Here is a 13,526-nt window from a genome sequence, read left to right on the forward strand (position 1 = left end):
GTGTCACTGCGTCTTGAGGTCCAGGGTCTTGAGCACCGGGTCCCAGACTTTGCGGTCGGCCTTCACGCGCTCGTCGAACGCGGCCAGGCTGGGGTTGAGCGTGGAAGCGCCCAGTCGGCCCAGCTTCTCCTTGAGCGCGGGCGAAGCCAGCGCTTTCGTCAGCGCCGCGTTGAGCTTGTTGACGACGGCCTGCGGCGTTCCCTTGGGCGCCACCAGGCCCATCCAGAGGCCGGCGTCCAGCCCGGGCAGGCCCAGTTCGGCAAAGGTGGGCACGTCGGCGGCGGCGGCAGAGCGCGTCTTGCCGGTCTGCGCGAGGATGCGGATCTGCCCGCTCTGCATGTAGGGCAGCGTGCCGCCCAGGTTGTTGCACATCACCGGGATGTGGCCCGCCATCAGGTCGTTCACCGCGGGGGCATTGCCTTTGTAGGGCACGTGCTGCAACTTGATCTTGACCTGGTGGTTGATCATTTCGCACACCAGATGCGATGGCGTGGCCACGCCGGCGGAACCAAAGATCATGGAGCCGGGTTTGGCGCGGTCAGCGGCCACCAGTTCGTCCAGCGTCTTGAAAGGCGTCTTGGCGTTGACGGCGATCACGTTGGGCAGGTCGGCCACCAGGCCGACGCCGACGAAGTCGTCCAGCGGATGCCACTTGAGGTCCTTGTGCACATGGGGCAGGAACACGTTGGTGAGGCCGGCCATCAGGATGGTGTAGCCGTCGGGTTCGGCCTTGGCGACCAGCTCAGACCCGATCAGGCTGCCGGCGCCCGGCTTGTTCTCGACCACGATGTTCTGGCCCAGCGCGGCACCCAGTTCCACCGCCAGCGCACGCGTGACGAGGTCGGTGCTGCCGGCGGCGGCAAAGGGCACGACGATCCGGACGACGCGATCAGGGTATTGCGCGAGTGCCGCGGTGGAACACAGGCCAATCATCAGCGTGAGTGCGCCGCGGCGCAGGGTTTGGGAAATTTTCATGGGTTGTCTCCTGGGGTGGATTGAAGGAATCGGCGCCCGAGCGTGGCCCGGTGCAACTCGGAAGCGCCGTCGTAAATGCGGAACGGTCGCAGTTCGCGCAGGATGAGTGCCACAGGGGCGTCTTCGGACATGCCCAGCGCGCCCATCAGTTGCGCGGCGCTGTCGGCCACCTGGTACAGCGCTTCGGACACGAACACCTTGGTCATGGCCGATTCGGTTTTCACCGGCAGGCCGGCGTCCATGCGCGCCGCGCAGTCCAGCGTCATGAGGCGGCAGGCATGCAGCTTCATATGGCAGTCGGCCACCATGGCCTGCACCTGCTGCAGATCGGCCAGGCGGTGGCCAAACGAATGGCGCCGCGTCACATAGGCCTGCGCCAGTTCCAGCGCGCGGCGCGCGCGGCCCGCCAGGCGCATGCAATGCGACAGGCGCGCCGGCTCCAGCCGCTGCTGGGCATAGACGAAGCCCTGGCCGACCTCACCGAGCACCGCGTCGTGCGCGACCTTGCAGTGGTCCAACACGATCTCGCCATGCCCACCGATGGCATAGGGGTCGATGGCCGGGATGGACCGCACCAGCCTGAATCCGGGGTTGGCCGTTTCGACGATGAATTGCGTGGGGCCTTCGTCCGTCTGCGCCAGCACGATGGCAAACCGCGCACCCACCGCACCCGTGATGAACCACTTGTGGCCCGTGATGGCCCATCCACCTTCCGTGCGCACGGCGCGGGTCTGGAGCATGGAAGGGTCCGAGCCCGCACCGGGCGCGGGCTCGGTCATGGCAAAGCAGGAGCGGATGCGGCCTGCGGCCAGCGGCTCCAGGTAGCGGCGCTGCTGCGCCGGCGTGCCCTGGCGCAGCAGGCTGATCATGTTCGGCTGGTCCGGCGCGGCGCAGTTCATGGCGCCGGGGCCGAGGTAGCTGCGCCCGGCCTCTTCCAGCACCACCGCGCGCTGCACCCAGGTCAGCCCCAGGCCGCCCTGCTCGCGCGGCAGTTGCGGCAGGTACAGCCCCTGGGCCTGCGCCACGGGTCTCAGCGCCGCCAGTGCCGCGTCGAGCGCGTCAGGGTGGTGCACGTGCGCGCGGTCTTCGAGCGCGATGGCGTGCCGGTCCACGAAGTTCCGCGTGCGCCGGCGCAGGTCCGCGATGGCCGGGTCGCGCTCCACGTCCAGCAGGTTCACTTAGATTCCCCTGCCCGTTCGCGCAGCGCCAGCTTGGCGATGTTCAGCTGGTGGATCTGGCTGGTGCCTTCGTACAGGCGGAACAGCCGCACGTCGCGGTAGTAGCGCTCGATGGGGCTGAAGTCGGCGATGTAGCCGGAGCCGCCGAACATCTGCACGCAGCGGTCCGCCACGCGGCCGCACATCTCGGAGGCGAAGTACTTGCACATCGACGCGGTGAGCGCGACGTCTTCCCCGCGGTCGCGCGCGCGCGCGGCTTCCAGGATCATCGAGCGCGCCGCAAAGATCTCGGTGCGGCAGTCGGCAATCATCCCCTGCACCAGCTGGAAGCTGGCGACGGGCTGGCCGAACTGCTGGCGCGCGCTGGTGTGTGCCATGGCCAGGTCCAGCATGCGGATGGCCGGGCCGGTGCACAGCGCCGCCAGGTGCATGCGCTGCTTGTTCAGCACCTTCATCACCGTCTGGAAGCCCACGCCCTCGCGGCCGCCAATGATGTGACTGGCCGGCACGCGGCAGTCCTCGAAATGCACGTCGGACACCGGCGAACCCGCCTGGCCCATCTTGCGGTAGGGCGCCCCGGTGCGCAGGCCCTCGCCCCGCTCCACGAAGAAGGCCGTGAGGCCGGTGTTGCCGCGCGTGCCCTCCTGCGTGCGGGCGATCACGGTGAACACATCGGCCAGCGGCGCGTTGGTGATGAAGCGCTTGGTGCCATTGAGGATGAAGTGATCGCCCTCGCGGCGCGCGGTGGTCTGGATGTTGGTGGCCTCGGACCCGGCGTCCGGCTCCGTGAGCGCCAGGCAGCCCGTGAGTTCGCCGCGCGCCATGCGCGGGAGCCATCGGCTTTTCTGTTCTTCCGTGCCATCGGCCACCAGGGCTTCGGAACCGATCCCGGTGTTGGTGCCCACGCGGGCGCGCAACGCCACGGAGGCTTGCGAGAGCTCCATGGCGCACAGCACGAGCTCTTCCGCCGTGAGGCCCAGGCCACCATAGGCTTCGGGAATGCTCCAGCCGAAATAGCCTTTGCGCCGCAGTTCGTCGACCAGCGCTTCGGGGATGTCGCCCGTGCGGTCGATCTCATCCTCCAGCGGATGCCAGCGCTCGCGCACGAAGCTGCGGACATCTTTGATGAGGGCGTTGAGTTGGTGGGTGTCTCGGATCATGGTGCCGGACTGTAGGCGTGGCACCATGCGGAGATGAACTGTTGTTCCATATATTGGAACAACGATGCAGTCTCGAACCCGTCCACCCGACAATGCGACCCGCCATGCCCACATCCCGCGCCATGTACCAGATCACGGACCAGAAGGGCCTGCGCCAGGTGCGCGAGTCCGACCCCGACTTCTCCGGCACCCTGGCCAAGGGGCTGATGATCCTGCAGTGTTTCGTGCAGGACCCGCGGGCGCATGCCAACAGCGAGTTTGCCGAGCGCCTGGGCATTCCCCGTTCCACGGTGAGCCGCCTGTGTCGCACCTTGCAGTCGCTGGGCTATCTGGACCACGACGACCGGCTGGACCGCTATTTCATCGGCCCCGCGGCCGTGGCCCTGGGCTATCCCTACGTCATCCAGACGCCGCTGCTGGCGCAGCTGCGCCCGGCCATGCAACAGATGGCCGACCGCTTCGAAGGCGCGGTGTCCGTGGGCGTGACCATGGACCTGGACGTGGTCTATGTCGAAACCAACGCGCACCTGCACGGCACGCTCAAGCGCCCCGGCGTGGGCGCCGTGCGCGGCATCGTGGAGACCGCCATGGGCCGCGCCTGGCTGGCACAGCACACGGTGTCGGAACGCAATGCCTTTCTGGCCCACGCAAGGCGCGCACGCCCCGACGAGTACACGCGCAGCACGGAAGGCCTCAAGGACAGCCTGAGCAACTACACCAAACGCGGCTTCGCGATCAACATGGGCGACGCGGGCCTGGGTGTGCTGGCGGTGGGTGTGGCATCGAACATCCGCTACGGCTCAAGGCGCTTGCTGTTCAACTGCGCGGTACCGGGCTACCGGGCCAAGCCTGCCGACTTGCTGAAAACGATCGGTCCGGCGATGGTGGAGTTCGTGCGGCTCGCCGACCGGCAGGTGGGCATGCGCTGAACGTCAGCGCCCCGCTGCCTCACTGCAACGGCAGGCGCAGCTGCAGCGTGCCGTCGGCGTTGCCGTGCATGCCGAAACCCATCTCGCGCGCCAGGCCCGCCATGCCGTGGTTGGTTTCCAGGCACGAGCCCACCAGTTCTCGTGTGCCACGCGCGCGCAGGTAGCCGATCAGCGTGCCGAGCAGGGCGTGCCCCAGGCCACGGCCCTGCCAGTCGCCGGCCACCTGCACGGCGAACTCGGCGGTGTCGTTGTCGGGGTCGCACACGGCGCGCGCTTCGCCGCACAGGGTGTCGCCGTCAAGCGCCACGAAGGCCATCTCGCGCTCGTAGTCGATCTGGCAATAGCGCGCCAGCTCGCTGGGAGGCACCTCGCGGCGCGTGAAGAAGAAGCGCAGGCGCAGGTCTTCGGGCGAGCAAGCGGCATAGAAGCGCGCGAGCCGTTCACCGTCGTCGGGGCGGATGGGCCGCACGCGCAGCGTGCCGCCGCCGATGGCCAGCTCGGATTCGAGCCCGGACGGATAAGGCCGCAGCGCCAGGTGCGCGCCGTCGCGCGTGGACTCGGCGGGGCGCACGCGCACGCGCGCGTCCAGCGCGATGGCGCCCTGCTCGTCCACCAGCAGCGGGTTGATGTCGAGCTCGGCCACGGGCGCAAGGTCGCTCGCGAGCTGGCTCAGGCGCAGCAGCACATCGACAATCGCGTCCTCGCTGGCCGGCGCCCGACCGCGGTAGCCGTGCAGCAGGCCGGCCACGCGCGTGCGCGCGATCAGGTCGCGCGCCAGCACCGCGTTGAGTGGCGGCAGCGCGATCGCGCGGTCGGCGCGCACCTCCACCGCGGTGCCGCCTTCGCCGAACAGCAGCACCGGGCCGAACACCGGGTCGCTGCCGATGCCGACGATGGTCTCAATGGCGCGCGGGCGCACCGCCATGGCCTGCACGGTGAAGCCGCTCAGCGACGCGTCGGGCCGGGCGCGGGCCACGCGCTCGCGCATGCGCAGGGCCTCGGCCCGCAGATGGTCGGCATCGGCCAGGTTGAGCGCCACACCGCCCACGTCCGACTTGTGCAGGATCGCGGGCGAGACGATCTTGAGCGCCACCGGGTAGCCGATGCGAGCGGCCACCGCCAGCGCGGCGTCCACGCTGTCCACACGCTCGGTGGCGACGCACGGGATGCCGTAGGCGCCCAGCAGGCGCTTGGCGTCGAGTTCGTCGAGCCATTCCTGGCCACTGGCCAGCGCGGCCTCCACCAGGGCGCGCGCGCCTTCGCGGTCCGGGCAGACCAGCGCCGCGCGCGCTTCGGGCAACTGCAGCAGCGCGGCCTGCGCGGCATGGTGGTCGCGCAGTTGCAGCCAGGCGGCTGCGGCGCGCTCGGGCGTGGCATAGCAGGCGATGCCGTGTTGGCCGAACAGGGCGCGCGCGGCGGCCACGCGCCGGCCGCCGAGCCAGCAGGCCAGCACCGGTCGGTCGGCTTCGCGCAGCAGCGGCAGGCAGGCCTGGGCGATGGCGTCGGGCGAGGCGATCGCCGTGGGCGCGTGCATGAACAGAATGCCGTCCACCTCGGGCGCGGTGCGCAGCACGCGCAGGGCGTCGAGGTAGCGCGTGGGCGGGGCGTCGCCAATGATGTCCACCGGGTTGCCGCGCGACCAGTTCGGGGGCAGGCAGGCGTCGAGCCGCGCACGCGTGTCGTCGGACAGGGTGGCGAGCTCGCCGCTGCCCAGGGCGTCGGCGGCGAGCACGCCGGCGCCCCCGCCGTTGGTGAGCACGGCCAGCCGCGGGCCACGCCAGTGGCGCACGCGCGCGAGCGTCTGCGCGGCGTCGAACAGGGCCTCGAGCGTGTCCACGCGCAGCATGCCGGCACGGTGCACGGCGGCGTCGAACACCGCGTCCGAGCCGGCCAGCGCGCCGGTGTGCGAGGCCGCGGCGCGCGCGCCATCGGGCCGCCGGCCGGCCTTGACCAGCACCACCGGCTTGTTGCGCGCCGCCGCGCGCGCGGCCGACATGAACTTGCGCGCGTGCTTCACCGACTCGATGTAGAGCAGGATGGCGCGCGTGTGCGCGTCGCTGCCCAGCATGTCGAGCAGATCGCCGAAATCCACGTCGGCGCTGTCGCCCAGCGAGATGAAGTGCGAGAAGCCGATACCGCGTTCATGGGCCCAGTCCAGCATGGCCGTGGCCAGCGCGCCCGATTGCGTGACGAAAGCCAGCTCGCCCGGCAGCGCCTGCCCAGGCGCGAAGCTCGCATTGAGCGCCTGCCCCGGCACCAGGGCGCCGATGCAGTTGGGCCCGAGGATGCGCAGCAGGTGGAGGCGTGCCGCGTCGAGCATGGCCTGCTCCAGGCTGCGGCCGTCGGGCGCGCGCCCCTCGCGCAGGCCGGCGGTGAGCACGATGGCCGCGCGCGTGCCCAGGTGACCCAACTGCGCCACGAGGTCGGGCACGCTGTCCGCGGGCGTGCAGACGACGGCGAGATCGGGCGGCCCGGGCAGTTCATCCACGCCAGCGAACACGGTCTGGCCGTCGAGTTCAAACGGCCGGTGGTTCACCGCCCACAGCGGGCCCGCGAATCCGGCCGCGCGCAGGTTGCGCCACACCAGCGTGCCCACGGCGTCGGGCCGCCGCGAGACACCGATCACCGCCACGGAACGTGGCTGGAACATCCGGTCGAGGTGGCGAACGCTCATGGGTTCTGGGCCTGTTCATGCGGGCGGAATCGCCCTTTCGATGGGTGAATCATCCCGATCCCGGGCCTCCCCGGCTTGCGCCGGATCAACCCAATGCCATGACGCCCCCGGGCGTGGCACGCCTTCGGTGCCGAAAGCCGCAGACCCTGTCGGACAAGGAACTTCTGCTTTAGCACTCACTCACAGAGAGTGCTAATATTCTTGGCAGACCACCTGAGGAGGGTATTCACATGTCCCATTCGCTTGCCCCTGTTGCCACCGCCGCCAACGGCTCGCTCGCCGTGGCGAACCCCTGGGCGCTGGTGCCGCCCCTGGGCAACCTGGACGCCTACATCTCCGCGGTGAACCGCCTGCCGCTGCTCACGCTGGAGCAGGAGCAGCAGGCCGCGCGCCGCCTGCGCGACGACAACGACCTGGAGGCCGCGGGCCAGCTGGTGATGTCGCACCTGCGGCTGGTGGTGTCGATTTCCCGCCAGTACCTGGGCTACGGGCTGCCCCACGGCGACCTGATCCAGGAAGGCAATGTCGGCCTGATGAAGGCCGTCAAGCGCTTCGACCCGGACCAGGGCGTGCGCCTGGTGAGCTACGCCATGCACTGGATCAAGGCCGAGATCCATGAATACATCCTGAAGAACTGGCGCATGGTCAAGCTGGCCACGACCAAGGCGCAGCGCAAGCTGTTCTTCAACCTGCGCTCGCGCAAGCAGGGTTTTCGGGCCGACGCGCTGGACGGTGACACCCACCGCGAGGTGCTGTCCGACAACGAAGTGGGCGTGATGGCGCGCGAACTCAATGTCAAGCCGGAAGAAGTGCGCGAGATGGAAACCCGCCTCTCGGGCGGCGACGTGGTGCTGGACCCGGCCCCGGGCGACGACGGTGAAGACCGCTTCGGCCCGATCGCCTACCTGGCCGACGCCACCCACGAGCCGACCGCGATGCTGGAGTCGGCCCAGCGCGACCGCCTGGCCACCGAGGGCGTGACCCAGGCCATGAGCGAACTCGACGAGCGCTCGCGCCGCATCGTGAGCGAGCGCTGGCTCAAGGTGAACGACGATGGCTCCGGCGGCATGACACTGCACGAGCTGGCGGCCGAATACGGCGTGAGCGCCGAGCGGGTGCGCCAGATCGAGGTGGCGGCCATGAAGAAGATGCGCAAGGCGCTGGCCGCGTACGCCTGATCGGTTTCAAGCGCCGGACAAAAGGAAGCCGCCCAAGGGCGGCTTCTTTCATGGTGATTGCGCTCGGTCTCAGTGCTCCCGGCGCAGCGCGGGAAACAGGATCACGTCGCGAATGCTCGGGCTGTCGGTCAGCAACATCATCAGGCGGTCGATCCCGATGCCGCAGCCGCCCGCGGGCGGCATGCCGTACTCGAGCGCGCGGATGTAGTCGGCGTCGAAGTGCATGGCCTCGTCGTCGCCGCCGTCCTTGGCCGAGGCCTGGGCCTGAAAGCGCGCGGCCTGGTCCTCGGCGTCGTTGAGCTCGGAGAAGGCGTTGCCGAACTCGCGGCCAGTGATGTAGAGCTCGAAGCGCTCGGTCACCGCGGGGTTGGCGTCGTTGGCGCGCGCCAGCGGCGAGATCTCGGTCGGGTGGTCCATGATGAAGGTCGGGTTCCAGAGCTTGTCCTCGACCTTTTCCTCAAAGTACAGCACCTGCAGGCTGGGCAGGCTGCGGGTGGACAGCTGGTGCTTCTCCTCGCTCATGCCCAGCTTGCGCAGTTCCGCCTGCAGCCAGGCCGCGTCGTCCACGCGGTCACCGGCGTCGGTGTACTTCTGAATCGCCTCGCGGATCGTCAGGCGCTCGAATGGAGACATCACGTCCACCGGCTGTCCCTGGTAGGTCAGGGGTTCGTCGCCACGCACCTGCTTGACCACGTGTCGGATCAGCTGCTCGTTGAAGTCCATCAGGTCCTGGTAGTTCCAGTACGCCGCGTAGAACTCCATCATGGTGAACTCGGGGTTGTGCCGCACGCTGATGCCTTCGTTGCGGAAGTTGCGGTTGATCTCGAACACGCGGTCAAACCCGCCCACCAGCAGGCGCTTGAGGTAAAGCTCGGGCGCGATGCGCAAGAACATCTCCTGGTCGAGCGCGTTGTGGTGCGTCTTGAAGGGCTTGGCGTTGGCGCCACCCGGGATCGGGTGCAGCATCGGCGTTTCCACCTCGAGGAAGCCGTGGCTCACCATGAAATCGCGGATGCTGGACAGGGCCTGGCTCCGCGCGACGAAGCGCTTGCGCGCGGACTCGTCGGTCATCAGGTCCACGTAGCGCTGGCGGTACTTGATCTCCTGGTCGTGGATGCCATGGAACTTGTCGGGCAGCGGGCGCAGGCTCTTGGTGATGAGGCGGATGCGGTCGGCGTGGATGGTGAGCTCGCCCGTGCGGGTGCGCATGAGCACGCCCTCGGCGGCGACGATGTCGCCCAGGTCCCAGTGCTTGAAGGTGTTGTGCAGCGCTTCGCCCACGCTGTCGTTGTTCAGGTAGATCTGGATGCGGCCGCCCGAGGGGCCAAAGGACGCGTCCTGCAGCGTGGCAAAGCTGGCCTTGCCCATGACGCGCTTGAGCATCATGCGCCCGGCCACGCTGGCGCGCACCGGCTCGGCCTCCAGGGCTTCCTTGGTGCTCTCGCCGAAGCGCGCGAACAGGTTGGCGGCCTTGTCGGCGGGTTTGAAGTCGTTCGGGAACGCCACGCCCTGCCCCTGTTTCTGGGCCTCGCGCAGGGCCTTGAGCTTCTCGCGGCGTTCGGCGATGAGCTGGTTCTGGTCTTGCGCGGGCGCGCTGGCGTCAGTGGTTTGGGCTTGGGTCATGAATGAAAAATGGGTTGGGCACCGAAGTGCGCAACCCATGATTGTAGTTTTCGGGCCGGCAACGGCCCGAACCGCCCTATTCGCCCAGATACGCGGCGCGGACCTTCGGGTCGTCGAGCATGTCGCGGCCGTTGCCGGTCATGATGATTTCGCCCGAATCCATGACGTAGCCACGGTCGGCGATTTGCAGCGCGCGGCGGGCGTTCTGCTCCACCAGCAGGATGGTCACGCCCTGCTGGGACACGTCGCGCACGACCTCGAAGATCTTGTCGACCATGATGGGCGAGAGCCCCATGGAAGGCTCGTCCAGCAGCAGCAGCTTGGGCTGGCTCATGAGCGCGCGCGCCATGGCCAGCATCTGCTGCTCGCCGCCGCTCATGGTGCCGGCGAGCTGGTCCTTGCGCTCCTTGAGTCGCGGGAAGATGCCGAACATGCGCTCGATGTCCTGCGCAATGCCCGCCTTGTCGCCACGGATGTAGGCACCCATCTGCAGGTTCTCGGTGATCGACATGCGGGTGAACACGCCCCGGCCCTCGGGCACCATGGCCAGGCCCTGCTTGACCATGTCCCACGCGCCCCTGCCCTTGATGCTCTGCCCGAGATACTCGATGTTGCCGGCCTCGTAGCCGAGCGAGCCGGTGATGGCCTTCATGGTGGTGGTCTTGCCCGCACCGTTGGAGCCGATGAGCGAGATCAGCTCGCCCTCGCGCACCTCGAGATCGATGCCCTTGACGGCCTTGATGCCGCCGTACGCGACCTTCAGGCCACTGACTTTGAGAAGTGTGTTTGCCATTTGTGTCGGTCCTTGGTCAGTGGCCACCGGTGCCGAGGTAGGCCTCGATCACCTTGGGATCTTTCTGCACATCGGCGGGCGTTCCGGAAGCCAGCTGCTTGCCGTAGTCGAGCACGGTGACGCGGTCGCACAGGCCCATCACCAGCTTCACATCGTGTTCGATCAGAAGGATGGTGCGGTTGTCCTTGCGGATGCGGTCGATCAGCTCGCGCAGCAGCACCTTTTCGGTGGCGTTCATGCCGGCGGCGGGTTCGTCCAGCGCGATCAGTTGCGGGTCGGTCGCCAGGGCTCGTGCGATCTCCAGCCGGCGCTGGTCGCCGTAGCTGAGCGTGCGTGATTTGTAGTCGGCGAACTTCTCGATGCCGACGTAGGCCAGCAGTTCGCGTGCGCGCGCCGTGATGGCCGCCTCCTCGCGCTTGAAGCCGGGCGTGCGCAACACCGCGCCGATCAGGCCGGAATGCGTGCGCACATGGCGCCCGACCATCACGTTCTCCAGCGCGGTCATCTCGGCGAACAGCCGGATGTTCTGGAAGGTACGGGCAATGCCGGCCTTGGCCACCTCGTGCACCGCACTGGGCGTGTAGGGTTTGCCGGCGAGCTCGAACGAACCGCTGTCGGGCGTGTACAGGCCGGTCAGCACGTTGAAGAAGGTGGTCTTGCCCGCGCCGTTGGGACCGATCAGGCCATAGACCTGACCGCGCTGGATTTCAATGCCCACGTCGCTCAGGGCCTGCAGGCCGCCGAAGCGCTTGGAAACATTCGCTACCTTGAGAATGGTGTCGCTCATCTGTTGTCTCCCGTCACTTGCTCAAGGACTTGCCGTGCTCGGGCGCAGGCCACAAACCCTTGGGACGCAGCAGCATCACGATCACCATCGCCAGCGCAATCAGCAACTGGCGCAGGACTTCTGGGCCGAGGCGCCCGCCGGTCATTTCGCCCAGCGGCCCGGCCACATGGCGCAACACCTCGGGCAGGCCGGCCAGCACCAGCGCGCCCAGGATCACGCCCGGTATGTGGCCGATGCCGCCGAGCACGACCATGGCCACCACCATCACGGATTCCATCAGCGCGAACGACTCGGGTGAGACGAAGCGCTGGAAGGACGCGAACAGCACGCCCGACATTCCGCCGAAGGTGGCACCCATGCCGAAGGCCAGCAGCTTGAGGTTGCGCGTGTTCAGGCCCATAGCCTTGGCGGCGATCTCGTCCTCGCGGATGGCCATCCAGGCGCGACCGATGCGCGAATCCTGCAAGCGGTAGGACAGCACCACGGACAGGATCACGAAGAACAGGAACAGGTAGTAGTACATCGTCACCGGCTGGAAGGTGTAGCTCCAGTCGCCGATCGAAATCGTCTGCCGCTGTCCCATGTTGATGCCGAAAACGGTCAGGGCATCGATCTGGCTCAGCCCCTTGGGGCCGTTGGTGATGTTCAGCGGCCGGTCCATGTTGAGCAGGAAGATGCGGATGATCTCGCCGAAGCCCAGCGTGATGATGGCCAGGTAGTCGCCGCGCAGCTTGAGCGTGGGCGCACCCAGGATCATGCCGACGATGCCAGCGACCCCGGCCGCGGCGATCATCACCAGCCAGATGTTGACGTGCACACCGTCGGGGAATGTGGCGCGGATGGCGGCGAAGGTGTCCGCCAGGTGCGGCGAGGCGAGCAGGCCATAGAGATAGGCGCCCACCGCATAGAAGGCGATGTAGCCCAGATCCAGCAGGCCGGCATAGCCCACCACGATATTCAAGCCCAGCGCAAGCAGCACGTACAGCAGCGCCAGATCAATGATGCGGACCCAGGAGTTGCTGCCTGTGGCCTGCAGCAACAGGGGCAGCACCATCAGGGCGACGGCGGCCAGAAGGAAGACAATGAGTTTCCCGGTTTTGGTGTTCATCATGTCGGTTCTCCTCATCGCTCAGGCGCGGTCCGCCACGCGTTCGCCGAGCAGGCCCGAGGGGCGCAGCGTCAGCACCAGGGCGAGCACGATGAAGGCAAAGATGTCCACGTACTGGCTGCCCAGCACACCGCCGGTGAGCTGGCCAAGGTAGCCGGCGCCAAGGGACTCGATCAAGCCGAGCGCAACGCCTCCGACGACCGCGCCGGCGAGGTTGCCGATGCCGCCCATGACCGCCGCCACGAAGGCCTTGAGCCCGGGCATGAAACCCATGGCGTGTTGCACCGTGCCGTAGTTGGACGCCCACATCACGCCCGCGATGGCCGCGAGCATGGCGCCGATGATGAAGGTGGCCGAGATGACCACGTCGGGCTTGATGCCCATGAGCGCGGCCACGCGCGGGTTCTCCGCCGTGGCGCGCATGGCGCGGCCCAGGTTGGTGCGGTTGACCAGCCACATGAGGAAGCTCAGCGTGATGGCCGTGGTGGCCAGGATCACCACCTGCGTCACCGAGATGACGGCGCCTCCGACGGCAATCGGCTCGCGCGACAGCATGGAGGGGTAGGACTTGGGATTGGGCTCCCAGATGATCATGGCGAAGGTCTGCAGCAGCAGCGACATGCCGATGGCGGTGATCAGGGGGGCGAGCCGGTTCGAGTTGCGCAGGGGCCGGTAGGCCAGCTTCTCGATGGCGAAGTTCAGTACCGCACACACCAGCATGGCGATCATGGTGGCCATAAAAAGCACCAGCCAGGTCGGCAGGCCGGTGGACGCCTCCATCATCCAGCCGATGACGGTCCAGCTGGTCAGGGCACCTACCATCAGCACGTCACCGTGCGCAAAGTTGATCAGACCAATAATGCCGTACACCATGGTGTACCCAAGGGCCACCAGCGCGTACATGCTGCCCAGCACCAGACCATTGATGATCTGCTGAAGCAAAACTTCCATGAAGATTCTCCGTGTGTATGACAGGCCGGGGAACGCTTGTGGCGCTGGCCCACCTCAACCTAGCAAAAAACCCGCCAGACCTGACCTTGAAACAGGACAGACTGCGGGTTGGTGGACGGATTGTAATGAGGCACTTTTGGGGCCAGCATGCGTGTAAGCCCTTAGCGGGC

11 protein-coding genes are annotated in these 13,526 nt (G+C 67.7%); 2 read left to right on the top strand and 9 right to left on the bottom strand.

What is annotated here, in order from left to right:
- Nucleotides 1–3: 3 nt before the first annotated feature.
- From AB7P10_RS02275 to AB7P10_RS02285, 3 genes are read right to left on the bottom strand one after another with little or no spacing between them, the layout of a single operon-like run.
- Nucleotides 4–975: a Bug family tripartite tricarboxylate transporter substrate binding protein gene (locus AB7P10_RS02275; protein WP_428292224.1), complete on the bottom strand. Its 972-nt coding sequence runs from the start codon at nucleotides 973–975 to the stop codon at nucleotides 4–6.
- Nucleotides 972–2,153, bottom strand: coding sequence for an acyl-CoA dehydrogenase family protein (locus tag AB7P10_RS02280; RefSeq protein ID WP_428292225.1), 1,182 nt, complete (start codon nucleotides 2,151–2,153; stop codon nucleotides 972–974). The genes AB7P10_RS02275 and AB7P10_RS02280 overlap by 4 nt, the downstream gene beginning before the upstream one ends.
- Complete coding sequence (locus AB7P10_RS02285) at nucleotides 2,150–3,313, bottom strand: acyl-CoA dehydrogenase family protein (protein ID WP_428292226.1); 1,164 nt, start codon at nucleotides 3,311–3,313, stop codon at nucleotides 2,150–2,152. Before AB7P10_RS02285 ends, AB7P10_RS02280 begins: the two co-directional genes overlap by 4 nt.
- A 104-nt stretch (nucleotides 3,314–3,417) precedes the next feature.
- On the opposite strand from AB7P10_RS02285, the gene AB7P10_RS02290 reads away from it, so the two are divergent.
- Nucleotides 3,418–4,242 carry an IclR family transcriptional regulator gene (locus AB7P10_RS02290; protein WP_428292227.1) on the top strand — a complete coding sequence of 275 codons (825 nt, stop codon included), beginning with the start codon at nucleotides 3,418–3,420 and terminating at the stop codon, nucleotides 4,240–4,242.
- Between the two features lie 19 nt (nucleotides 4,243–4,261).
- Here AB7P10_RS02290 and AB7P10_RS02295 read toward each other — a convergent pair whose 3' ends face one another.
- Nucleotides 4,262–6,916, bottom strand: coding sequence for a GNAT family N-acetyltransferase (locus tag AB7P10_RS02295; protein WP_428292228.1), 2,655 nt, complete (start codon nucleotides 6,914–6,916; stop codon nucleotides 4,262–4,264).
- A gap of 230 nt (nucleotides 6,917–7,146) precedes the next feature.
- Between AB7P10_RS02295 and rpoH the strand changes: the two genes are divergently transcribed.
- Entirely contained in the window at nucleotides 7,147–8,094 is a 948-nt protein-coding gene (gene rpoH / locus AB7P10_RS02300; protein ID WP_428292229.1) for an RNA polymerase sigma factor RpoH, read from the top strand.
- A gap of 69 nt (nucleotides 8,095–8,163) precedes the next feature.
- On the opposite strand, the gene lysS is transcribed toward rpoH, so the two are convergent.
- From lysS to AB7P10_RS02325, 5 genes are all read right to left on the bottom strand, one after another.
- Nucleotides 8,164–9,717: a lysine--tRNA ligase gene (lysS, locus tag AB7P10_RS02305; protein ID WP_428292230.1), complete on the bottom strand. Its 1,554-nt coding sequence runs from the start codon at nucleotides 9,715–9,717 to the stop codon at nucleotides 8,164–8,166.
- A gap of 76 nt (nucleotides 9,718–9,793) precedes the next feature.
- Nucleotides 9,794–10,510, bottom strand: coding sequence for an ABC transporter ATP-binding protein (locus tag AB7P10_RS02310; protein ID WP_428292231.1), 717 nt, complete (start codon nucleotides 10,508–10,510; stop codon nucleotides 9,794–9,796).
- Between the two features lie 16 nt (nucleotides 10,511–10,526).
- Nucleotides 10,527–11,297: an ABC transporter ATP-binding protein gene (locus AB7P10_RS02315; RefSeq protein WP_428292232.1), complete on the bottom strand. Its 771-nt coding sequence runs from the start codon at nucleotides 11,295–11,297 to the stop codon at nucleotides 10,527–10,529.
- Nucleotides 11,298–11,310: 13 nt separating this feature from the next.
- Complete coding sequence (locus AB7P10_RS02320; RefSeq protein WP_428292233.1) at nucleotides 11,311–12,408, bottom strand: branched-chain amino acid ABC transporter permease; 1,098 nt, start codon at nucleotides 12,406–12,408, stop codon at nucleotides 11,311–11,313.
- 18 nt (nucleotides 12,409–12,426) lie between these two features.
- Nucleotides 12,427–13,356: a branched-chain amino acid ABC transporter permease gene (locus tag AB7P10_RS02325; RefSeq protein WP_428292234.1), complete on the bottom strand. Its 930-nt coding sequence runs from the start codon at nucleotides 13,354–13,356 to the stop codon at nucleotides 12,427–12,429.
- Nucleotides 13,357–13,526: the final 170 nt, after the last annotated feature.

Origin of the sequence: Hydrogenophaga sp. (assembly GCF_050182545.1) — a bacterium.
Lineage (GTDB): Bacteria > Pseudomonadota > Gammaproteobacteria > Burkholderiales > Burkholderiaceae_C > Hydrogenophaga.

Bases quoted from the DNA above. Each gene is read 5' to 3' on its own strand.
- AB7P10_RS02275 (WP_428292224.1), bottom strand. From the start codon at position 975: ATGAAAATTTCCCAAACCCTGCGCCGCGGCGCACTCACGCTGATGATT.
- AB7P10_RS02285 (WP_428292226.1), bottom strand. From the start codon at position 3,313: ATGATCCGAGACACCCACCAACTCAACGCCCTCATCAAAGATGTCCGC.
- AB7P10_RS02290 (WP_428292227.1), top strand. From the start codon at position 3,418: ATGCCCACATCCCGCGCCATGTACCAGATCACGGACCAGAAGGGCCTG.
- AB7P10_RS02295 (WP_428292228.1), bottom strand. From the start codon at position 6,916: ATGAGCGTTCGCCACCTCGACCGGATGTTCCAGCCACGTTCCGTGGCG.
- rpoH (WP_428292229.1), top strand. From the start codon at position 7,147: ATGTCCCATTCGCTTGCCCCTGTTGCCACCGCCGCCAACGGCTCGCTC.
- lysS (WP_428292230.1), bottom strand. From the start codon at position 9,717: ATGACCCAAGCCCAAACCACTGACGCCAGCGCGCCCGCGCAAGACCAG.
- AB7P10_RS02310 (WP_428292231.1), bottom strand. From the start codon at position 10,510: ATGGCAAACACACTTCTCAAAGTCAGTGGCCTGAAGGTCGCGTACGGC.
- AB7P10_RS02315 (WP_428292232.1), bottom strand. From the start codon at position 11,297: ATGAGCGACACCATTCTCAAGGTAGCGAATGTTTCCAAGCGCTTCGGC.
- AB7P10_RS02320 (WP_428292233.1), bottom strand. From the start codon at position 12,408: ATGATGAACACCAAAACCGGGAAACTCATTGTCTTCCTTCTGGCCGCC.
- AB7P10_RS02325 (WP_428292234.1), bottom strand. From the start codon at position 13,356: ATGGAAGTTTTGCTTCAGCAGATCATCAATGGTCTGGTGCTGGGCAGC.